This window comes from Amazonocrinis nigriterrae CENA67 (genome assembly GCF_016056305.1).
In the GTDB taxonomy this organism is placed as follows: Bacteria; Cyanobacteriota; Cyanobacteriia; order Cyanobacteriales; family Nostocaceae; genus Amazonocrinis; species Amazonocrinis nigriterrae.
Map to the genome: position 1 here is coordinate 12,971 of NZ_JAECZC010000010.1, position 22,634 is coordinate 35,604.

The window sequence follows — 22,634 nt, forward strand, 5'->3', positions numbered from 1 at the left end:
AAATGTGGTGCGTTACGGCTAACCATCAATCTCTGCAACTCCCAAATTCTTGCATAGCCGTAACACACCCTACTTAATTTTTTGATAGGGTGAGAATTTCTCACCCCACTATTTATTAGATTACCTTAATTTGCATTTGCTAGTTTAGGTTCATCAACCTTATTTTGAACATTGTTATCTTCCATTTGAATCACAATTTGTAGTTCGGCTATTTGTTGCTTTAGCCAATTGGTAAATAAATCACCTAATATCTTTACACGCAGTTGCTCATCTAATTCTGGTTGAATTATTTCTTCAACTCGAATTAAATGCACACCTTTTTGCGTCATAATTGGCTTCAAAATTTGTGGTGGCATTGCAGCAAAAACTGCTGCTGCAATTTCTGGTTTCATTTCAGCCCGACGCTGGATTCCTAAATACCCTCCAGCCCGCCGGAGTTCAGGTTCTTGAATGTATTGTCGAGCCAGTTCTTGGAAAGTTATTTCTCCTTCTTGTAGAGCATAAAATAGTTCTAGAGCCAAGTCTTCATCATCTAAAATAACTTGATAGATAACTGCTCCCGTATAATCAAGTTGGTGTTCGTAAAATATTCGTTCAACTTCATTGCCAAATAAATGTATTGCCAATTTCTTAGAAAGTAGGTTGGTATATGCTAACTCTTCAAAATCATCGAGAGAAAGATGATGTTTTTCTAGCCATTCCCAAGTATCTTCGGCTTTGAGGAGCTTATTGTTTAGACGCAAACTATTCGCAGCTTGTTGGAGTTCTTCAGCTTCAGTTTTAATTCCTACTTGATTAGCTGCCGCTTTAATAATTTTACGAGTAGCGATCGCGTCTACTACACTAGGAATTTGGCAGGATAATTTTACTTGTTCAAGAATGTCTTGACTCAAGATAGTTAAATCTTTTTCCATCAGTATTTTCTCCAATTATTTAGTTGTTTACTAGTTATTAGTAATGACTAGACTAATAACTAAAGCTCTAAACCCCCAGTTTGTAACTTTTTAAATGGGTCTAAAATGTAGTCAATGACGCGGCGCTGGCGGATAATTACTTCTGCTGTTGCTGTTTGCCCTGGAGTCAGAGGAATATGTTTATTTCCAGATTGGATATAAGGGCGATCCAAAGATATTTTTAATTCAAAATTTTGAATATTGCCTTGATTGCTTTGAGTAACTTTAGAGTCTGGTGAAATCCAATTTACTCGCCCTGGTACTACTCCATAATCTTGGAAAGGATAAGCATCAAACTTGATTTTTACTGGCATTCCTACCTTTAAGAAACCGCTTTGAGTGCTGGGCATTTCGGCTTTGAGGATTAAGGAAGCATTCTCAGGTGCAATTTGAGCAATTCTTTGCCCTGGTTGGACTACAGAACCGGGTTTGTCAATAGGTAAGTCAAAAATCATACCATCAACAGGCGATCGCACTATTCTCTGCTGTAACTGAAGCTTTAACGATACAATTTGACTTTTAGCTTGAGCAATTTGAGATTCTAAAGCAGCAATTTTTGTTTGTAAGTCTTTGAGTTGTTGCTGATTTCTCAGCAGCGCCAGTGTACCTGCTTGCTGCAAGCTCCGATAACTATTTTCCTCTTCTTGCAGTCGGAGTCTAGCTTGTTTAATATCAGACTCTAACTGATTCATAGTTGTTTGATAACGATTCTGTTCTTCAGTTAAGCGCAGTTGCGATTGTTTAACATCTGATATGGCTTTTTCGTAAAGTTGTTTACTTGCTTCTTGTTCTTTTTGGAGTTGATCGACTTGGGTTGCAGAAACTGCACCCTCATTTATCAGTTTGCTAAAACGTTCAACTTGTCTTGCATCTATACCTAAACGACTTTTAGCAGATTTTTGAGTATCTTGAGATGCTTTAATTTCTTGTTGTGCTTGATTAACTAAAGCTTGTTTTTCTAGTTTCTGTAAGTTATATGTACTTTGTTTTGCATCCAGGTTTTGTTTCGCCTGGTTGACTTGAGACATTTTTTCTAAAGCTTGAGATTGGTTTTGCTGCTCTTGAACATTAAGTGATAACTGTAGTTGATTTTTCAGGACATCAAATTGCGATCGCTGATTTTGTAGTCCTGAGAGTTTTGCTTCAGCTTGCTGGAGTTGGGTTTGCAAAATATTAGACTCGATATCCAAGAGAATTTGTCCTGCTTTTACTTTGTCTCCTTCCTTCACCCTGACAGATGTAACTCTCCCATCTGCTTGAGAGTCTAATTTTAGGGTTGCTCCTTGCGGTTCAATGCTGCCTCTAGCGGTACCTGTCTCATCTACCTTCGAGAACATTGCCCAAGGTAAAGCGATCGCTGTAAAACCTACAAGAGCATACAACAAAGAGCGTGTCCAAGCTTTGGGTAAAGCATCTAAAAGTTCTTCGGTACTGTAAGACCAATTGTTAGCCTCATCAGTTTTAGGAACTGTAGTTTTTTCATCTTCAATTTTGGCGATCGCCGATGATGAATTGCGATATTGGTTTGGCATAAGCAATTCTCAATGCATTTTCAATAGTAATTAATAGTTATCAAAACAATCGGGTTTAAAACCTCGCCTTTTAAGGCAAAAAGTTTTTGGAATGGGCTATAAATCCTCGTTACAAAAACGGCCTCCTGCCCCCTGCCCCCTGCCTTCGTTACCAAATCATCGAAACAATCAACTTACTTGTGTTAATTGTTGTTGATTGAGATAGTAATAATGCCCTTTTTTAGCAATTAGTTCGTCATGAGTTCCACTCTCCACTAAAACGCCACGATCCAAAACTAGGATTAGATCGGCGTTGCGGACAGTAGACAGACGATGGGCAATGATTAGGCTGGTACGCCCTTTTAGAATAGTTTTCAAGTTTCTCTGAATGATGCGTTCTGATTCAGTATCTAGATGGCTGGTGGCTTCATCAAAAATCAATAAGCGGGGATTACCCAACAAAGCACGGGCAATAGCTAGACGTTGGCGTTGCCCACCAGAAAGCATACCGCCACCCTCACCAATTTGAGTTTCGTAACCCAATGGTAATTGCTGAATAAATTCGTCTGCCCCAGCCAAACGTGCCGCCTCGATAATTTCTTCGAGAGTGGCTTCTGGATGAGCCATACTGATGTTTTCTCGAATCGTACCACCAAATAAAAAAGTATCTTGATCGACTACCCCTATTTGCTCTCGGAGCGATCGCAAGGCAATACTACTGACATCATGACCGTCAATTAATATGTTGCCCTCTGTTGCTGGATATAAACCTAAAATGAGCTTGGAAAGTGTAGTTTTTCCAGAACCACTCCGCCCGACAACTGCTACTGCTTGCTCAGGCTTAATTTCAAAGCTCAAGTTTTCCAGAACATTAGTTTCACTTTCGGGGTGATAGCGAAAAGTGACATTTTCAAAGCGAATATGACCTCGTAGCTGGGATAAAAACTGGCGCGGTTGATGTTGTAAATCTTCTTCTGGTTCTGCTTCTAAGACATCATTAATGCGTTCTGTGGAAACAATAACTTCTTGTACCTGATTCCACAGTACAGTTAGGCGTTGGAAAGGCTGAATAATGTTGCCTAACAACATATTGAAAGCAACTAATTGTCCAATCGTGAGTTGATTTTGAATTACCAACCATGCTCCATACCAAAGTAATCCTGTAGTAATTAGCGTTTGGATTGTAGAGCTAAAAATTTGAAATTGATTCCCAATTACCTGGGCACTAAACATTTTTTTAATGAAATTGTTTAGCAACTCTTCCCAATGCCAGCGTACTGTTTGTTCTACTGCCATTGAGCGAATTGAGCGAATCCCATTCAAAGATTGAATTAAATAACTACTCTCGTTGGCTAAGGCATTAAAAATCTCTTGGTTAATGCGGCGAAAGAAAGGCGTAGCGAACAACGCTAATAAAACAAATGGCGGCACAATCAACAGTGCTAACAAAGCCATTTGCCAGCTATACCAAAACATCAATCCCACATAGATAAATACTGTCAGCAAATCCAAAATGATTGACAGTGCTTCACCAGTAAGAAAACGTTGAATTTTTTGATTTTCTTGGACGCGAGAAACAATATCGCCAACATAACGCGACTCAAAAAATGCTAAAGGTAGGCGGTAAGTATGTTTAATAAAACCTACCATTAGCGCCACTCCCACGCGGTTGGCAGTGTGATCTAATAGATATTGCCGCAATCCAGTCATGGCGACGCGGAATAATCCAAATAGCACTAACCCTAACCCAACAGCATTTAAAGTTAGGGTACTACCTTGGACAATTACTCGGTCTAAAAGTAGCTGAGTAAATAACGGTGTTATTAACCCAAAAACCTGAATAAATACACTAGCGATAAATACTTCTAACAATACTTTCCAGTGAGGTTTAACTAACTCTAGAAACTGCCACAATGGGGTTCTTTCTTCTGGAGTTTCTTCAAGTAAGGCTGTGGGTTGCAATAATAAGGCATTACCTGTCCAACCAGCTTTAAATTCAGCATGAGTGAGGCTAAGTTGCCCAATGGCAGGGTCACCTATAATTACCCTTTTAGGTGTGATTTCGTAAACAACTATGTAATGTTTGCCTTCCCAATGCGCGATCGCTGGTAGAGGTTGTTGTGCTAACTTATCGAGACTGGCTTTAACTGGCCGGGTAGTAAAACCAATGCTTTCTGCTGCTGCTGTTAAACCTCGTAGTGATGCGCCACTGCGACCAACATTAGCTGTATCCCGCAAGCGATTGACGCTGAAGTGCTTACCCCAATAGCGACCAATCATTACTAGGCAAGCTGCGCCACAGTCAGAAGCACTTTGTTGAGCAAAGTATGGATAACGCTTGCTGAAGTGTCCCCATAGTTGCCCGACTTTTACCTTGGGACTAGGAAAATAAGCTCGGCGTAATTCCTGCTTTTGTTTTGTTGGCGAGGTTCGCGGGCGAAATGGAATGGTCTTTCTTTCGTTAACGAATTTTTTTGGAGAAGACTTTTTATGGAAGGTCTTAAAGTCTTCATGGGCAATAACTTTTGAGTCTGAGTCTGAACCAAGAAACTCTGTCAATAGAGGCCATAACTGCCTTGCTGCTGACCAATTAGAAGTCCGCAGACAGTAGACAATTGTTGGTTGCATCGCTTGCCAACTACCCCGTTTTCTCGCAGCATAGATGTTACCTGGAGTCAATCTGTGGCCGTCCGAATCTAATAATTCACCTCGATGCAGCAACCACAGCTTAGATTCTTTGCATAGTGTTGTGGGAACAGAGCCAATGTCTAAATAGTGCCGCTCAAATAGTGATAAGGCTTTGAGTATGGGCTGGGTACTAGTATTAGGAGGTAATTGAGAGTTTTGGAAACACAACAGCAATAAGTCAAAAACTTCTGCTTGATGATATAGGCGATCGCGGATTGCGGGATATTTATTTATTAAAGGTTGTAATATTTCTTGCTTGAGAAAGCAAAGCTTTAAATTTGTAGAAGCTCTAGCAGTGTAATAGCCGAAGTCATCTTCTGGAAACAGCGTTACTTCACCAAATGATGACCCTGCTGTAATGGTGGCGATTAAGTTGTCATTATCTAACAGTCTGACTTTACCCTCTAATATTATGTAGATACCCCTTTGTGCTTCTGCTGCTTGCCAAAACTGCTTTGCAATTGGTGGCTCCACTATTTCTGTCACAGCCAAGCAACTTTGCAGTTCTTCTGATGAAAGTCTCTCCCCCAAGGTCTGGGTAATAAATTCACCGACCTGTTGCTTTGAAAATACCGATACCATTGCTTCTCCTCCACCCAAGAGTTAGTTATTTAGTTAGGTTTAAATCAAATGACCAATCAAAACTAACCTCAGAGTTAGATTGCAAATCGCAGATGGTAATGCCTCTATCTTTATCCTTAGTTGATTTTTTACTAGAGGAATGTTTCTGTTTTGTCGAAAGTCCCAGTTGTTTGAGTAAGCGGTACATATGGCGGACGCTGATTTCTATACCAAATTCTTTGGCTAAATGTTTGCTTAACCATTGAGCTGTCCAGCACCGAAAAGGATAGCCATACTCATGAGGATGATGACTTACCAATTTCTGCAAACGTTCAATATATTCAGCATTAACAGTCTTGGGTCTGCCTATAGGTCGTTCATTCCATGTGTGCGCCATACCAGCTTGTGCTACAGCAATCCAATACCGTGCCATTTCTTGAGAACAACCTAATATTTGACAGATTTGAGTTTGAGATTTACCCGTATCTGCCAGTAGCATTATTTCTAATCTGCGACGGTACTCTGGTTGCAAATCATCTTGTAGATGCTTCAATAGCACCTTCCTCTGAAAAGAGGTTAAATATTTACTATAAGTAACATCGTACTTTTCAAATTCTTTAGGCTTACTAAAATGCTTTGACATTATTTTGATAACCTATACTTTTTTTTAATACAATTTATAATGTTAGGTAAAGCAAAAAAGTTACCATTTTTAGAACAGTTGCAAATCTCGTTAAATAAAGAAAAATTCGTCAAATATCAATATAATTTGACATTTCCCTTAACCCATCTCCTGATAGAGAGAGTTAATATGCTTACTTATTCCTCCGTAAGTAAGGTAAAGAAAAGGTTAATTTTTTGTAAGGATTCAGGTGCTAGGGGATTGACAAAAGGGATCTAAAGGGCAGAGCAGCCGCATCATGTCAATAAGACTAGTCTATTCTCATTAATTGAAGAAGGCAGCTATGCTGGAGGCAGACGGCAGAAGGTTCTTTTCAGAAGGGGATTCAAACCCCTCCTGAAAAAAAACCACCTTTCTTGAAATTTGGTGGAGGTCTTAAACCCTTGCTCACGAGCGGTCGCGCAGATGGTTCGGGCATTCAGGAGAAGGGATAAATCCATAAAAGCCTTCTGCCCTCTGCCCTCTGCCTTTCTCAATAATCCCTGCTGATTGACAAAGATTTTAGTAATGGCTTTGAGCCTTGGAAAATAAATCAAACCAGAAATAGTGATTTTTTCCTTGGGTCTTAATCTTGGTCGTGATCAAGAGTACTTTAGATGCGTTTGCCCTGCCTGCTCCCCTGCACCCCCCAGTTAGCCATTTCTGGGTTTACGCAAATTCTGAGGACGAATTGGCCCCAGAATTTGATTAATGCTACGCAGTTGTTCTGCTGTACCCATGCAAATCAGCGTATCTCCTGGCATTAAAACTGTGTCACCAGTGGGGCCACCAATGAGAGTACCATCGCTGCGACGAATTGCCAGCACCAATGCGCCACTTTGCGATCGCAACTTGGCTTTTTGTAAACTTTGACCAACAAAGGGACAAAAAGCAGGGTCAAGCAGAAATTCTTCCATATATAACTGGCGGTCTGCACCTGTGAGAATGCCATCCACAAAATCCAACACTTGGGGTCTGAGTGCTGCTGCTGCCATCCGCTTACCGCCAGTAATATAAGGAGAAATCACCGCATCTGCACCGCCGCGTTGTAATTTTTGCAAAGCTTCTTCTGTACTGGCGCGGGCGATCGCTCGAATTTCTGGATTCAGGGTTTTTGCTGATAGTACTGTATATAAATTCTCTGCGTCTGAAGGTAGTGCTGCAACTATACAAATTGCCCGTTCTATCCCAACCTTGAAAAGAGTATCATCTAGTGTAGCATCACCCTGGTATACTGTATAACCTTCTAATTGCGCCCTTTGCACAGATTCTGCTTCCGAATCAATCACCACAAAAGATACGCCTTCTGCCCGAAATTCCTTGGCAATTTGACGACCAGTGCGACTGAATCCACAGATGATGTAATGTTGTGAGAGAGATTCCATTAACCGCCTTTGTTGCTGTAGCCGAATTCCTTGTTGGAAGTAGCCTTGAATGATTGCTTCGGTAAATCTATTGACAATGTAACCGATATTGATTAAACCCAAGAAAATCAGGGCAATGGTAAACAACCGCCCGCGACTACCCAATGGGTGTGTCTCGCCATATCCTACGGTAGCTAGGGTGATGACTGTCATGTAAGCCGCATCTTCCCATGACCAGCCCTCTACTAGCCAGTACCATAAAGTACCAATTAAGAAAACACCACCAAGAGCGATCGCTCCTGCCATTAATTCTTTTTGAATACGTTGATATTTTTGCTCAAGAGTTGAGTACAAAGTTTTTCACCACCGCCACATGTTTCAAAGGGATTGGGATATGGGGCATAGGGCATAGGGCATTGGAAAAAGAAGTTATTTTCAACTTCCCCCTCATCTCCCTCATCTCCCTCATCTCCCTCATCCCCAGTCCCGCCTCGACTAGTTTAGAGTTAACCTAAGAGAAAGCACGAGCTGCGGTCAAGTCAGAAGAAATTTTAAAGAATATCTAGGAAACTAGTAAGTAAGTATACGATGAAAAATTTTCAGGAGGCGCGGTAGTGAGCATACAAACTCTAATTGAGCAAGCAACCATCCCCCCATCAGGTTCTGTGTCATCTCAGCCGTTTGATGCCGATAGCTTTAATGAAGCTGTCATGTCAACTTATGCCCGTTTTCCCCTTGCTTTAGAACGGGGTGCAGGATGCAGGGTTTGGGATACACAGGGGCGGGAATATCTAGACTTTGTGGCTGGAATTGCCACTTGTACTTTAGGACACGCCCACCCGGCTATGGTGGAAGCAGTGACACGCCAAATCCAAAAGCTACACCACGTTTCTAATTTGTACTACATTCCAGAACAAGGTGAATTGGCCCAATGGATTATTCAACATTCTTGTGCCGATCGCGTATTTTTCTGTAATTCTGGAGCTGAAGCCAATGAAGCAGCGATTAAATTAGCTAGGAAATACGCCCATACAGTTTTAGACATTGAAAAACCCATTATTATAACAGCCAACGCCAGTTTCCACGGGCGCACTTTGGCAACCATTACTGCTACAGGGCAACCAAAATATCAAAAATACTTTGATCCCTTGGTGCCTGGTTTCCACTATGTACCTTACAACGACATCAGCGCAGTAGAAGCGGCAATTAGCGAGTTAGATGAAGGTGATTACCGCGTCGCGGCAATTTTGATTGAACCATTGCAGGGAGAAGGTGGTGTACGTCCTGGGGATGTTGCTTACTTCCAAAAACTGCGGCAAATTTGCGACGAAACAGGCATTTTATTGATTTTCGATGAAGTGCAAGTTGGTATGGGGCGCAGCGGTAAGTTATGGGGTTATGAACATCTTGGTGTTGAACCGGATATCTTTACCAGTGCCAAAGGTTTAGGTGGTGGTATCCCCATTGGGGCAATGATGAGTAAGAAATTCTGCGATGTATTCCAACCAGGGGAACACGCCAGCACCTTTGGCGGTAATCCTTTTGCTTGCGGTGTGGCGTTGGCTGTCTGCCAAACATTGGAACGAGAGAATATTTTGCAGAACGTAGAAGCACGGGGTGAACAGTTGCGAAATGGTTTACAAGCGATCGCAGCTAAGTATCCCAATTATATTACTGATGTGCGGGGTTGGGGTTTAATCAACGGTTTAGAGTTGCAAGCAGACATTCAACTAACCGCCGCTGATATTGTCAAAGTTGCCATAGACGAGGGTGTATTGCTTGTACCAGCCGGGCCAAAAGTTGTCCGGTTCGTACCGCCTTTGATTGTCACAAAGGCAGAAGTAGATGCAGCTTTAGAAGCTGTAGAAAAAGCGATCGCAACTGTCACCAAATAGGGGTAAAGGGAGGGGTGAAAGAGAGGGGGAAGAACTTGAGCTAGTGTAAGCTAAAACACATTTACTTTGCATAACTAAATTTTTGAAATTCTTGTGGGGTGGGCATCTTGCCCGCCCAGTATATGCAAGTTAAATGTGGAACAGCTTATCCTTTTTTTGCCCAACCTACTTTACTCCTCATCTTACCTTCCCTTCCCCTAGTCTTACCTTCCCCTTCCCCTATTTACCTATGACATTTTCAACAGCTTCTTTTGCCTTTGTAACAATATTATTTTGAGAATCTGGCTGTTTTTCAGCTTTGAGATTTCTTTCATAAGCCTTCTCTATAGTGTTGAGGCTTTCTGAATCTTTTACCGCTTGTTCATAAGCTTCTTGTCGTTGTTCTTCTTGAACACCAACCCCAGGATCGTATTCGTAAGCGCGGTTAATTTTCTCTTGTGAATTTGGTTTATGTTCTGGAGGAATCAGCTTCAATTCTTCAAGTGTGGTTGCATAACTAGCTTGTTGAACAACGATAAACAAACTAGACAAACCGATAAAAAACATCAAGCTCACAATCAAAATGCTTGAGAAGAATGTTTTCTTTAAAGTTATGAGAATTTTTTGCATGGAAAAACCTCCCTTGTTGACTGTTACAAGCCTTTGTTATGCAGAATATAGTGAATATGTAACTAAAATGCATAACAACTTCACAATATCCAAGGCTCACAGGCATCCTAAGTGGTGAGGTACAGTTATTACTTCTACCAAAGGGTATATTAATTTATACTGCACATATTACAGAATAACCAAACTTTAGCACTAATAAAAAATATGCCATTGTAATTGTTGGTTTTTGGCTATTCACAGTCATCAGTCTTCTACTAGGCATATTATTGTGATTTTATGAATTTAGCTTCTGCATATCCACCAATTGATGAGGCAACGCTGACGACTGTTGTACGGTGTCTACTGAATAGGGCAAATGCTAAATTAGGCGAATGGCAAGCCAAACCCATTCCTCACCATATCATCAATAATGTTACAGCAGGTTTACAGCGTATCAGTGGTGTTGCTAGCGATCGCAACGAAAATTTTTCTTGGTCGGTGATTCTCAAGATTCTCCACCTCAAGCCAGAAGATTCTGCCGCAATTTTCAATTCTTCACAAGACCCTGCACACTGGAATTACTGGCAGCGTGAAGCTTTAGCATATACATCGGGAATACTCGATAATTTGACTAGTGATTTGGTAGCACCGCGTTGCTTTGCCACTAGTGAACCGTCTTTTAATGTTGTTTGGCTGTGGCTGGAGGATATCCAAGGTATTCCTGGTACAACTTGGTCTTTAGAACGCTTTGGTTTAGCGGCGCGTCACCTTGGCTATTTGCAAGGAACTTATGCACTGATGCCATCATTACCTAGTGAAGCTTGGTTGAGTCGTGATTGGCATCGCACATGGGTATCCAACATTGATTATACTGCTTTAGAAGAATTGCGAGAATTATCTACATCACAGCACCCACTGCTCAAGGGATTGTTTACCTCAACAGATTGCGATCGCATGATGCGTTTGTGGAGCGATCGCCATCTTCTATTTGATGCTGTAGATCAAGCACCACGCACCCTCTGTCATTTTGATATCTCGCCCAATAACTTGTTTGCTCGACATAACGCCCAAGGCAATGACCAAACCGTAATTATAGACTGGTCTTTTGTTGGGCATGGTGTTTTAGGAATGGACATTGTAAATTTTATTTTAGACAGCGTTTTTTTATTATTCGTTGATGGTTCATTACTAATACCACTGGAACAATTAGTGTTTGAAGAGTACTTAGCCGGGTTGCGTTCTGCTGGCTGGAATGGGGATCAGCGTGTGGTACGCTTTGTCTACGCTGCGGTGGCTGCACTTCACTTTGGTTTACTAGGGGGGAGGTTATTAAAACTAGTACAAAACCAATCCCGCCACAGTTGGCTTGAGCAGCGTTTTGGGCAGTCTATTGACGAGATTATCACATCAAGAGCGATCGCCATTACCCACGCATTAGATTTGGCAGAAGCAGTTCATAGTTAACAGTCATCAATTACTTTATGAAATCCTGATTATGGAATTAGGAATCAATAAAAATGATGCTATAAAATTTGCTTTACAAGTTCAAGTAGAGGACTGTAAAATAAGTAATAAAAGTGGTAAAAAGTTTGTTAACTTAAATTATTTTGCATCGTCTTGTATGCTCAGATATAAAATTATAAAATATTAAAGCGATGATGTCTATTTTCAAATTCAAAGTTAGTTGGCTGAAGAAGCTAATTAAACTCAAATTAAAAGCTGCAAATACACGTAATTTAGTTACATTTTTTATCTTTGTTGTAACTGTATTGACTGTTAGCGTAGCACAAGTAACAACAGCAGCCAAACCAAGTTTAACACTGCAACTATTACACACTTCTGACCAAGAAGCGGGTGTGCCTGCGTTGGAAGATGCACCAAACTTTTCTGCGGTACTGAATGCACTCAAAAATCAGGATGCTAATCGTGATGGGAAACCTGATTATCCTAATACCTTAATTCTTTCATCGGGTGATGCCTATATTCCCAGTCCTTTCTTATTTGCTAGTGACACAGTATTTGGTGGTCAGGGAAGAGGCGATATTTTAATTCAAAATGCCCTTGGTTTTAATGCGATCGCGTTTGGCAATCACGAATTTGACTTAGGTACTGCTGTTGTCGCCGACTTAATTAAAGCTAAAGAAAATTACCCAGGTATAAAATTTCCCTATCTCAGCAGCAACTTAGACTTTAGTACTGATAAAGAATTGGCAAAATTAGTTACTGCTGATGGACAAGAAGCGAGTAAAATTCCTAATAAAATTGCTCGTAGCACTATTATTACTGTGAATGGTGAAAAAATTGCTGTGGTGGGGGCGACAACACCCACACTACCGACTATTTCTTCAAGTGGGAATGTGACTGTATTACCCAAACAATTTAATGATAAAAATCCAGCAGACATCGCCGCTTTAGCTGCTGAGATTCAAACTTCTGTTGATACACTGTTGACAAAAAATCCAGAGATTAACAAAGTGATTCTCCTGGCACATATGCAGCAAATCGCCATTGAAATCAAGCTGGCACAACTACTTAAAAAAGTAGATATTATCGTGGCTGGTGGTTCCAATACCTTGTTAGCCGACAAGACAGACCGTCTACGAGTCGGTGATAAACCTGCTGGAACTTATCCAATTATTCAAAAAGCAGCAGATGGTAATCCCATAGCTGTAGTCAACACCGATGGAAACTATCGCTATGTTGGTCGTTTGGTTGTGGCTTTTGATAGTAATGGAGTGATTATTCCTAAAAGTATTAACTCGAAAATCAGCGGTGCTTACGCTACTGATTCCCAAGGTGTAACAGCTGTAAATGGAAAACCAGACCCTAAAATTGTTGCCATTACAACAGCAATCAAAAAAGTAATTATTGCCCAAGATGGTAAAATTTTTGGGAAAAGCAACGTCTTCCTCAACGGTTGGCGGGGTGATGTCCGCACCCAAGAAACCAACTTAGGAAATTTAGCAGCCGATGCTAATTTAGCGATCGCCAAAAGTTACGATTCTCAAACAGTCATCTCCATCAAAAATGGCGGCAGTATCCGCGATAACATCGGCGTATACACCTTTCCCCCAGGTTCTACTCAAAAAGAAGATGCCCTCAGATTACCACCCCAAGCCAACCCTGTAGCAGGTAAAAAAGACAGAGAAATTTCCCAACTTGATATTGCCAATGCACAGCGATTCAATAATGGTTTGACACTTATCACCTTAACCGCCGCAGAATTACAGACTGTCATTGAACACAGCGTTGCAGCGATCGCACCAGGTGCCACACCAGGAAGTTTTCCCCAAGTTGCAGGATTAGCCTTTAGCTTTGACCCAGATTTACCACCTGGTAAACGTGTTAAATCATTAGCTATCAAAGATAATAAAGGCAAAATCATCGATATAGTAATTAGAAATGGCAATTTAGTAGGTGATCCCAATCGTACCTTCCGTACTGTAACTCTGACCTTTTTAGCAACTGGTGGCGATGGTTATCCTTTTCCCCAAACCCAACGAGTTGATTTAATCTCAAAAGACACTGACCCCAGCAAACGCACCGGCTTAGCCACCTTTGCACCTGATGGTTCCGAACAAGATGCATTAGCAGAATATCTAACTGCTAACTTCAGACAAACTCCATTTACTCAAAAAGATGTGCCACCAGCAGAAGATACTCGCATTCAAAATCTGAAATATCGTCAAGATTTAGTGTTGTTAAAATAGACAATCCTAATATTAACTAAATTTAACTGAGCTTTTTATGCCATTGCTAGAAACATTATCTACGCCTCGCTTAATTGGCGATCGCTTGCGAATTGAACATTTTGATTTGCTTGACAAAATGCATCAAGACCCCAAAGTAATGGCAACTCTAGCTGGTGTTCGTTCCTATGAAGAGACACAGCTAATTCTTCAAGAACATCTGCAACATTGGGAACGTTACGGATTTGGTTTATGGGTGTTTCGAGACAAAATAAACAATCGTTTTGTTGGTCGTGCTGGTCTTCGCCACGTCCATGTGGAAGGTAACGATGAAGTAGAGTTAGCTTACGCCTTAATGTCAGAATTTTGGGGCAAAGGATTAGCAACAGAAATAGGTGAAGCCATCTTAAAAGTAGGTTTTGAGCAACTAAATTTACCAGAGGTAGTTTGCTTCACCATGACAACCAATTTTGCATCACAACGGGTTATGCAAAAGTTAGGATTTCAATACGAACGTGATTTTATTCGCGCCAACTTACCCCATGTATTTTATCGCTTGAAAGCTGAAAGTTGATAACCGTTGATTGACAACTTACAACTGACTACTAACCACTGACAAAAAAAAACTCAAAACCCATGACAAGAAAAATATTAACTGGACTGAGTTCACAAGCCTACGAACACCCGTTTGATCGCCAAGCCTTAACGGCATTACAAAAAATGCCTGGTATATCCTTGCTACTCAAAAAAATCAACGAGTATGGTATTGATCGCCTACTAAGACTGCTAACCCTTGGCAGTGAAATCAAAATTACGCCTCGGAATTTTCCTCAATTACATCAGACACTTGTAGAAGCTTGCGAAATTCTTGATGTTACTCCCCTTCCTGAACTATATTTGTCAAGAGGTCAAGGTCACGTTCAGAGTTACAGTGTTGGGGTAGAAAAACCCATAGTCGGTATCAATCTAGATGCAATGGAGTGGTTAAGCGCAGATGAATTGATTTACATCTTCGGACACGAAATCGCTCACATCAAAAGTCAGCATATGATCTATCATCAAATGGCATTTGTCATGCCAACTTTGAAACATTTGTTAAGTAGTACCACAATGGGATTCGGTGGTTTGGCGGCTAGTGGCTTAGAACTAGCTTTGCATAATTGGCGAATGATGGCTGAGTTAACTGCCGATCGCGCTGGTTTGTTGGCTTGTCAAAATATTGATGTGGCAATCAACACACTACTAAAACTCGCCGGTTTGCCACAAGAGTATCTAACTCCTCCTGTAATTGAAGATTTCCTTGTGCAAGCCCGCGAATTTTCATCTGATGGCTTTGATAGTATAGATCAGGTAACAAAAGTATTTAGTTATACTGAATCTCATCTTTCCTGGGTAGTTATGCGGTCTAGTGAGTTGTTAAAATGGATTGACTCAGGAGAATATCATGCTTTAACTCAAGATAATAATTTGAATACAACGACATCAGAAGAAATAGAAAAGTGGAATTTTCTCACTTCTTGGTAACTTCTAGATTAGGCATATATAAAGCACCAAAATATTGTGGTTATGGCAAAAATATTATTGAAACAGTGAGTCCACTCCTGTAAGCGGGTTTCCCACCATAGGAACTGGCTTTTATGTTTGTCATATGTCATTTGTCAGTTGTGATTATCCTTGTCCCCCCATCGCCCCTAATCCCCACTCACGAGCGGTCATGGGGGCCCCGAGTTCCCCATTGCCCCATCCCCCAATCTCCTCATCTCCTCACTCTTCCTACAGTGAAACTTGTAGGCGCAAAAGCTTATTTTTTAGATCTCCCCTATTCAATAAAACATGTACAAATTTGCCCCTGCTGAAGAGAAAGAGATAATAGTATTTGGTGCCGCACGTCCTGGATATTCTAATCAGGAGGTGGATAATTGGATTAAGTTCATGAAGCACCAAGACATCAAACGAGTTTGCTGCCTTCTCCCTGATAAACAACTAGCTAAGTACTCCAATCTGCTAGATAGATACCAACAGGAATTCGGTAATCAACAAGTTTGCTGGGCATCTATTGAAGATTTCTGTGTGTGTGATCTAGAAATACTCACAAAGAAAATACTTCCTTTCTTAGCACAAGCAGCTCAACAAAACCAGAAAGTAGTTGTACATTGTTCTGGTGGAATTGGACGCACTGGGCATGTACTAGTTGCATGGTTGGTTAGTGTTCGAGGATTATCAAACAAAGATGCAATAGCAGCTGTCAAAAGAACAGGCAGAAATCCTTATGAAGCAGTATTAGCTGCCGTGTTCATAGGTAAAAATCCATTTAAAGTTGCCAGAGAACTTGAAGCGCTTCTTAATAATTGTCGTTTCAGCTAATATGTGTCCAATTTGCTTTCTTATCTGGTTAAGACTGTCATTAGTCATTAGTCTTTTGTCCTTTGGAAATACTTTTGATTAATGACCAATGACAAAGAACGACCAGATGAAATGATTGTGCAAATTAAATGTGTCTAAGCTTAGTCATACGTGGTAAGTAGCATAGTAATCTCTCAGCTGCTTAGCGAACAGAATGTCTAAGGAGTTGGCAATCTATTGACGCATTTGTGGAACTTACATTAGTATCGTATTGAACTCAGTCTCCATATGTGAGAGGTAAATACTTTAATCAGCAAAACCTTTTAGAAGAGGAGTTAAAGATTATATAAACTTTAATTTTTGTAAGTGAATATACTGGTGTTAGGGAATAACTAGTTATAGAAGAAACTCAATTTATTCCTTTGGAAGGCAGGCGTCTTGATTCCCAAACATCCTTAGATGTCCCTAGCCTACTGACAGGAGGAATATTGTTAGTACTTACATAAAAGTACACTCTTTCTGCGACAATTCATCAATTGCTCCTAGATGAAAATAAGGGTTTTGGCTATTGTTGGCGTCAGTCCTGACTGAAAGCCGTAACCTCACACAAAGCTATGTCATGGTGATTCATCAGAAATCAAAAAATGAGTAAACAACACATGAGTGCAACACAATTGGAATTGCTAGATATTTCCTATGAAATCAACTCAAGAGATGAAGAAACTATCAATAAATTAGTATTAGAAAGTATAAGAATAAATCAAATTACATTGGAGATATTGGTTGAGCAAAAAACCAAGCTTAATGAGGCAGAAAAAAGCCAAGTGACTCCCATAGCTCAGAACGTGACAAATTATATGCTCCTCAAAATGCAAGAAATAAATGAATTACTTTACCAAAAAAAGGAACAAGGTAAAATTACATACAATGGCTACATTAGTTATTTAATTCAAGCTTGGTACTGTAGTAGTTATACACCTGAATTACAAAATAAATTTAATCAGCTTATATCCCAATATAGCCAAACATTTAATGAAGATAAATTGAGGCGGGGAAGTAAGCTTATCCTGATGATGGAGTCTGATTCCAATGAAGAAATAGGGCATGAAATTTTTGCTTTACAAGACTTGCAGAAATTAGGTATTAAACAATTTAATATAAGTCATGATATTTTTGATGAATCCAAACAATTAATTACTACTCAGTTAGGTCTATTAGATCAGAGTAAGTTTATTGGATTTTTAGGATACTGCTTCTATATGGAATTTTTGTTTGCTAAATACATTGATTTCCAGCTAAAGCTTTTAAGAGAAGCAGGAATTCCTAGAGAAGCACAAACTTTCTTATTTAATCACTATGTTATAGATTTAAGTCATGCTGGACATGATATTGAACTACTAAACTTTTTTGCCGATAGTGATGAAATTGTAGTTTTAATCAATGAAAATATTGATGTTGTTCACTCATTATATAAGGGTATTTTAACTAGAGCCTTTAATTAATTATGGTCTGAGCTACAAAACAAATAGGGTTAGTAAAATATAGTTAAGTAGGAGATAGGAGGCAAAAGCCTGTCCTTGAATAGGTTTTTATAGTTGGCATTTTACATTTAATTATGTCAGTTCGATGAACCTTTCCCTCCCAACATACCTAACCTTTGAGGAGAGGGAGGAGAAACAACAAAATCACGGTTCTACTCCCCTCTCCTACGAGGAGAGGGCCCAGGAAAGAGGTCAAAACAGCACTTGTCGAACTCATGCTTAATTATGTCCACCTACTTAGCTGAATTTTTTAGCATATTGTTAAATAACCCGATTTGTGATAATTTCTGATATTCAAAAATACATGATTAACATCTGAATTAATCATTTATCCATGCTTATAGCAAAATATGCTTATTACATGTATTACCTGTGGCTGTAAATATTATAAAAATGCTTAATGTCAAAAATAATCTTGAACAGATTAGTACTTTTTGATTGATTTTTGTAATTTAATACTCATTATTGAAATACAAATTATTTAGTTCTCTAGGTCTTCATTTAGTAGTTTTTTTGATAACCATGAATGAAAATATTATTTCGTCAAACTTGATTGTACTGCCTCAGTCTGGCAAGACATCTACAGTAGAGTTAGCAGAATCGAAACTAACAGACGCAAAGGTCAACGGTTATCAATCAAGCCATCAAAAGAATTTAGACATCCAGACATCGCCATCACTTTCAGTCTCAGAGGCAATTGTCAAGATGCTAGAAAATATGGGAGTTAAATACGCCTTTGGTGTTTCTGGTGGTGCAATGGCAAAGCTTTGGGGTTCACTGTCAAATAGCCAAATTCAAGTTCTTCACTTTCGCCACGAAGCAGGAGCAGCCTTTGCAGCCATTGAAGCATCTTTAGCTAGCGATCGCCCCATTGTCATCTTTACAACAACAGGGCCAGGTATTACTAATGTCTTGACTGGTATTTTAGCAGCCCGTGGCGAAGGAGCAAAGGTAATTTTGCTATCGGCTTCTACTTCTGCATCACAACGTGGACGGTACGCTATCCAAGAAACTGACGAACAGACAATGCCTGGTAGGGAAATTTTGACATCAGGAGTGCTGTTTGATTACGCAGCTACTCTGGAGTGCGCCGAACAAATTCCCCAAGCTGCTAAAAGAATTGCCCTTGGCTTAAAAAGACCAAATGGCTTTGTTGCTCATTTGAGTATTCCTACAAATATCCAGTCGAGTTTGGTTCATGAATTTTCACCTCAACTAGATTTGTCTTTGGATCTGACCATCCCTAGCAAGGAAACAATTAGCAAATGCATACATCTGCTATCTCAAGGCACTTTTGCTATTTGGGTTGGTTTTGGTGCAAGATTTGCAGCCGCAGAAATCCGCCAGTTCGCCCAAAGAACGGGAGCCGCAGTCATGTGTTCACCCCGTGGTAAGGGTATCTTTCCTGAAGAACACCCTCAATTTGTGGGTGTTACAGGTTTAGGTGGTCATTCTTCGGTATTTACTTACATGCAAGAGCAATTACCCCTACATATATTAGTGTTGGGAACCCGCTTAGGGGAAGCTACCTCCTTTTGGAGTAGCCAGATGATTCCCCAGTCAGGATTTATTCACGTTGATATCAATCCGGATGCCCTAGGTGTTGCCTATCCATCAGTACCAACTTTTCCTGTCGTATCCGATGTGAAAACTTTTGCACAGTCAATGCTGCAATACTTACCAGAGGATTTTGTTGAGGGCAAATTAGTAAACCTACCTCATCCTCAACCTCTAACAATTAAACCCAGCAACAGCCAACTAGTACGTCCTGAAGTCTTGATGCAGGAGATTCAACAGGTATGTGTTGACAACAGCGATGCAATAATCATGGCTGAATCGGGTAATTCGTTTACTTGGGCAACCCACTTGCTGCGATTTGCCCAACCCAATCGTTATCGAGTCAGTACTGGAGTGGGGGCCATGGGTCATGCAGTTACAGGCATTGTTGGTGCTGCGAAAGCCAGGAATGGGAAAGCGATCGCTATTGTTGGCGATGGTGCAATGTTAATGAACAATGAAATCAACACAGCGGTGAAATATCAGATACCTGCCGTGTGGATTGTCCTTAATGATGCATGTTACAACATGTGTGTTCAAGGCATGGCAATGCTAGGGCTTAAGGGTGCCGATGCAGCTATTCCCCAGGTAGATTTTGTCATGATTGCTCGCGGTATGGGAGCCGATGGCATTCGTGTAGAAAAGGAATCCGATCTGCGTATGGCGTTGGAACTAGCGCTAGCTGCGTCTACCCCCTTCGTAGTCGATGTGATGATAGACCCAACTCGCCAAGCACCATCTCGCGGACGCAATCAAGGTTTACTTGCCCAAAACAAACACTTGTCATTCCCCTTAATACAGTAATCATTTCAAGCAAAGAAACAGAAATATGTATCACTCAATCAGGTACTGAGCAATGGAAAAGAATACGTTTGTCACATCGACCTATATTGCAACTTCACCAGAAACAGCTTTTAACTATTTATCCCGTTTAGAGACTCTAGACGAGTGGACTATCAATTGTCGAATGTTAGAAAAGATAGATGATGATACTTGGTTAGGAACTTGTGCAGGCTATCAGAGAAATCTTTATTATCATGTAAAAAAGATAGAGAATCCTCTATTTTTAGGCATTGAATGGTACTGCGGGTTTTCTGTTGATAACTATTTTCATTGGTATCCCGTGCTGCTGTTTCCTCCTAACTACTTAGACCCTGAATCAAAAGAAACAGGAGTTTACTTTCATTGGATTAGTTTCATAGATCCAAAGCGGCGGACTCCAATGATTATGGAAGGAATTAAAACAGTACATCTTTGCGAAAGCCGCACTCTGAAAGCAATTTTAGAGCGTAACGAGGGTTTGAAAAAAGCGGCTCAGGGACAATACACTATTGATAGTGATACAATTTATGTAGATGCACCTATAGAATTAGCAGTTGAATATTTAGCAGATTTACGTAATATTGGTAACTGGTCACATTTATTGCGATCGCGTGGTGAAACTGACCCCCAATCAGGTGAGTTTCTAGATGAATATAACCAAACAGTAAAAATTACATTCCGAACTCATCCTCTAAACAATTACTATCTCATAGAACAAGATTACTTCTATCCTGAGTACCAATTTTTGCAACGCTGTCCCACCTTACTTATACCCTGTGATTGCGCTTTTAATGATCCGTCTGCTCGTGGATTTATTCTACACCGAATCGCCTTTTGGAAAGGTGGCAAAGCTAGCGAACACGGCAAACTCCAAATAGAAGATTACGGAGCAGAAAACATGAACATCAAACGCTTGTTAGAAGCTAAAGCCGGCAATCTTGAAACTTTCGCTCGTGGCATGAGCTATCTGCCATCAATTGCTTTTGATAATTCTCCCACAAACTAATTTCATGAAGGTAAGTTAAATATATGGTGATAGTTGCAACAAATCCCTATTTAGAAAGTAACTTTGCTCCCGTAGAGTTAGAAATCACAGCAGATCATCTGCCAGTAATTGGAGAAATACCCCCCGACCTAAACGGGATGTTTTTGCGTAATGGCCCTAATCCTTTATTTCCATCTCCAGCTTGGTATCACTGGTTTGATGGGCATGGTATGTTACACGGTGTCCAGATCAATAATGGCAAAGCCAAGTATCATAACCGCTATATACAAACAGAGGGGTGGAAAAGTGAAAAAGATGCTGGACGTGCAGTTTGGTCGGGTTTCTTAACACCACCTCAAGCTGAAAATGCTCCTACTCCTCCAGTTAACACTGCTAACACAGCCGTTGTCTGGCACGCGAATCGCTTATTGGCTCTTTGGGAAGGGGGAGAACCTTACCACATCCAACTGCCAGAACTGACAACAGTCGGCCCTTATACTTATGAAGGCAAGTTACAAAGTGCTTTCACTGCCCATCCCAAAATTGATTTCGTCACCGGCGAGATGATGTTTTTTGGCTACTCTTGGGTCAATCTACCTCACTTGCAATACAGCGTTGTTTCACCTCAAGGCCAGCTGTTGCGGACAGTACCAATTGATTTACCAGTAGGGGTGATGATGCACGATTTTGCCATCACCGCCAACTACACAATCTTTATGAATCTGCCGTTAACATTCCGTTTAGAACGCGCACAACAAGGAAAACCACCTTTACTCTTTGAACAAGACATTCCCAGTCGCTTCGGCATTTTGCCACGTCATGGAGATAACAGCAGCATCCGCTGGTTTGAAGCACCTGCCTGTTATGTCGCTCATACTCTCAATGCCTATGAGGATGGGGATGAAGTGGTACTTATGGCTTGCCGAATGCAAACTACTACCATGCTTGGTCTTGCCGGCAGACCACAATATAACCAAACTGATATTCCTTTTCTATATAAGTGGCGGTTCAATCTGAAGACAGGGGCGGTAATTGAAGAACCTTTAGATGATATTCCTTCAGAATTTCCGCGTGTGAACGACCAACAATTGGGGTACAAAACCAGATATGGCTACACTTGCCGAATGGCATCTCATTTAGTACCTCTGTTCAATGGCTTAATCAAGTATGATTTTGATCATGGTAGCTCTCAAACTCATGAATTTGGGCAAGAGCGTTATGGCAGCGAGGCAGTGTTTGTGCCTCGACCAGGTGCAACTGATGAGGATGAGGGTTGGTTGCTGACCTTTGTCTTTGACGAACTCACAAAAACTTCAGAACTGATTGTATTAGATGCTCAAGACATCATAGCTGAACCTGTTGCTCGCATTCTGATTCCCCAACGAGTCCCTTACGGTTTCCACGGCACTTGGATAGACCAGAAAAACTTGAATCAAGGCGCTTACAAATTGGTATAACTTTCCTAGTAGTCTGCCA

At 40.6% G+C, this 22,634-nt stretch carries 16 protein-coding genes; 10 read left to right on the forward strand and 6 right to left on the reverse strand.

Features of this window, described 5'->3' with window-relative positions; translation table 11 throughout:
- Window positions 1-125: 125 nt before the first annotated feature.
- The 5 genes from I8748_RS07940 to I8748_RS07960 all read right to left on the reverse strand — a co-directional run bounded on the left by I8748_RS07940 (window position 126) and on the right by I8748_RS07960 (window position 8,092).
- Complete coding sequence (locus tag I8748_RS07940) at window positions 126-914, reverse strand: peptidylprolyl isomerase (protein ID WP_198124091.1); 789 nt, start codon at window positions 912-914, stop codon at window positions 126-128.
- Between the two features lie 59 nt (window positions 915-973).
- Window positions 974-2,485, reverse strand: a complete 1,512-nt coding sequence (locus tag I8748_RS07945; RefSeq protein ID WP_198124092.1) for an HlyD family efflux transporter periplasmic adaptor subunit — start codon at window positions 2,483-2,485, stop codon at window positions 974-976.
- Window positions 2,486-2,653: 168 nt separating this feature from the next.
- A complete protein-coding gene (locus I8748_RS07950) occupies window positions 2,654-5,734 on the reverse strand; it encodes a peptidase domain-containing ABC transporter (RefSeq protein WP_198124093.1) in 3,081 nt (1,026 codons plus the stop codon).
- Window positions 5,735-5,759: 25 nt separating this feature from the next.
- On the reverse strand, window positions 5,760-6,356 hold the full coding sequence (locus tag I8748_RS07955; protein WP_198124094.1) for a helix-turn-helix domain-containing protein: 597 nt from the start codon (window positions 6,354-6,356) through the stop codon (window positions 5,760-5,762).
- Window positions 6,357-7,027: 671 nt separating this feature from the next.
- On the reverse strand, window positions 7,028-8,092 hold the full coding sequence (locus I8748_RS07960) for a potassium channel family protein (RefSeq protein WP_318781201.1): 1,065 nt from the start codon (window positions 8,090-8,092) through the stop codon (window positions 7,028-7,030).
- Between the two features lie 260 nt (window positions 8,093-8,352).
- Between I8748_RS07960 and I8748_RS07965 the strand changes: the two genes are divergently transcribed.
- Complete coding sequence (locus tag I8748_RS07965) at window positions 8,353-9,633, forward strand: aspartate aminotransferase family protein (protein ID WP_198124095.1); 1,281 nt, start codon at window positions 8,353-8,355, stop codon at window positions 9,631-9,633.
- Window positions 9,634-9,852: 219 nt separating this feature from the next.
- Here I8748_RS07965 and I8748_RS07970 read toward each other — a convergent pair whose 3' ends face one another.
- Entirely contained in the window at window positions 9,853-10,242 is a 390-nt protein-coding gene (locus tag I8748_RS07970) for a hypothetical protein (protein WP_198124096.1), read from the reverse strand.
- 276 nt (window positions 10,243-10,518) lie between these two features.
- Between I8748_RS07970 and I8748_RS07975 the strand changes: the two genes are divergently transcribed.
- The 9 genes from I8748_RS07975 (at window position 10,519) to I8748_RS08015 (ending at window position 22,615) form a co-directional block, all read left to right on the forward strand.
- Window positions 10,519-11,685: a phosphotransferase gene (locus I8748_RS07975; RefSeq protein ID WP_198124097.1), complete on the forward strand. Its 1,167-nt coding sequence runs from the start codon at window positions 10,519-10,521 to the stop codon at window positions 11,683-11,685.
- A gap of 191 nt (window positions 11,686-11,876) precedes the next feature.
- Entirely contained in the window at window positions 11,877-13,931 is a 2,055-nt protein-coding gene (locus I8748_RS07980) for a bifunctional metallophosphatase/5'-nucleotidase (protein WP_198124098.1), read from the forward strand.
- A gap of 37 nt (window positions 13,932-13,968) precedes the next feature.
- Window positions 13,969-14,484, forward strand: a complete 516-nt coding sequence (locus I8748_RS07985) for a GNAT family N-acetyltransferase (protein WP_198124099.1) — start codon at window positions 13,969-13,971, stop codon at window positions 14,482-14,484.
- 62 nt (window positions 14,485-14,546) lie between these two features.
- Window positions 14,547-15,434, forward strand: coding sequence for a M48 family metallopeptidase (locus I8748_RS07990; protein ID WP_198124100.1), 888 nt, complete (start codon window positions 14,547-14,549; stop codon window positions 15,432-15,434).
- 309 nt (window positions 15,435-15,743) lie between these two features.
- Window positions 15,744-16,274, forward strand: coding sequence for a protein-tyrosine phosphatase family protein (locus I8748_RS07995; protein ID WP_198124101.1), 531 nt, complete (start codon window positions 15,744-15,746; stop codon window positions 16,272-16,274).
- Between the two features lie 638 nt (window positions 16,275-16,912).
- Complete coding sequence (locus I8748_RS08000; protein ID WP_214662476.1) at window positions 16,913-17,755, forward strand: iron-containing redox enzyme family protein; 843 nt, start codon at window positions 16,913-16,915, stop codon at window positions 17,753-17,755.
- A 561-nt stretch (window positions 17,756-18,316) separates the two neighbouring features.
- Window positions 18,317-20,155, forward strand: a complete 1,839-nt coding sequence (locus I8748_RS08005; RefSeq protein WP_198124103.1) for a thiamine pyrophosphate-dependent enzyme — start codon at window positions 18,317-18,319, stop codon at window positions 20,153-20,155.
- A 52-nt stretch (window positions 20,156-20,207) separates the two neighbouring features.
- Entirely contained in the window at window positions 20,208-21,179 is a 972-nt protein-coding gene (gene scyC, locus I8748_RS08010; RefSeq protein WP_198124104.1) for a scytonemin biosynthesis cyclase/decarboxylase ScyC, read from the forward strand.
- A 23-nt stretch (window positions 21,180-21,202) separates the two neighbouring features.
- Window positions 21,203-22,615 carry a carotenoid oxygenase family protein gene (locus tag I8748_RS08015; protein WP_198124105.1) on the forward strand — a complete coding sequence of 471 codons (1,413 nt, stop codon included), beginning with the start codon at window positions 21,203-21,205 and terminating at the stop codon, window positions 22,613-22,615.
- Window positions 22,616-22,634: the final 19 nt, after the last annotated feature.

Bases quoted from the DNA above. Each gene is read 5' to 3' on its own strand.
- I8748_RS07955 (WP_198124094.1), bottom strand. From the start codon at position 6,356: ATGTCAAAGCATTTTAGTAAGCCTAAAGAATTTGAAAAGTACGATGTT.
- I8748_RS08000 (WP_214662476.1), top strand. From the start codon at position 16,913: ATGAGTGCAACACAATTGGAATTGCTAGATATTTCCTATGAAATCAAC.
- I8748_RS07950 (WP_198124093.1), bottom strand. From the start codon at position 5,734: ATGGTATCGGTATTTTCAAAGCAACAGGTCGGTGAATTTATTACCCAG.
- scyC (WP_198124104.1), top strand. From the start codon at position 20,208: ATGGAAAAGAATACGTTTGTCACATCGACCTATATTGCAACTTCACCA.
- I8748_RS08015 (WP_198124105.1), top strand. From the start codon at position 21,203: ATGGTGATAGTTGCAACAAATCCCTATTTAGAAAGTAACTTTGCTCCC.
- I8748_RS07970 (WP_198124096.1), bottom strand. From the start codon at position 10,242: ATGCAAAAAATTCTCATAACTTTAAAGAAAACATTCTTCTCAAGCATT.
- I8748_RS08005 (WP_198124103.1), top strand. From the start codon at position 18,317: ATGAATGAAAATATTATTTCGTCAAACTTGATTGTACTGCCTCAGTCT.
- I8748_RS07945 (WP_198124092.1), bottom strand. From the start codon at position 2,485: ATGCCAAACCAATATCGCAATTCATCATCGGCGATCGCCAAAATTGAA.
- I8748_RS07980 (WP_198124098.1), top strand. From the start codon at position 11,877: ATGATGTCTATTTTCAAATTCAAAGTTAGTTGGCTGAAGAAGCTAATT.
- I8748_RS07975 (WP_198124097.1), top strand. From the start codon at position 10,519: ATGAATTTAGCTTCTGCATATCCACCAATTGATGAGGCAACGCTGACG.
- I8748_RS07995 (WP_198124101.1), top strand. From the start codon at position 15,744: ATGTACAAATTTGCCCCTGCTGAAGAGAAAGAGATAATAGTATTTGGT.
- I8748_RS07940 (WP_198124091.1), bottom strand. From the start codon at position 914: ATGGAAAAAGATTTAACTATCTTGAGTCAAGACATTCTTGAACAAGTA.
- I8748_RS07985 (WP_198124099.1), top strand. From the start codon at position 13,969: ATGCCATTGCTAGAAACATTATCTACGCCTCGCTTAATTGGCGATCGC.
- I8748_RS07990 (WP_198124100.1), top strand. From the start codon at position 14,547: ATGACAAGAAAAATATTAACTGGACTGAGTTCACAAGCCTACGAACAC.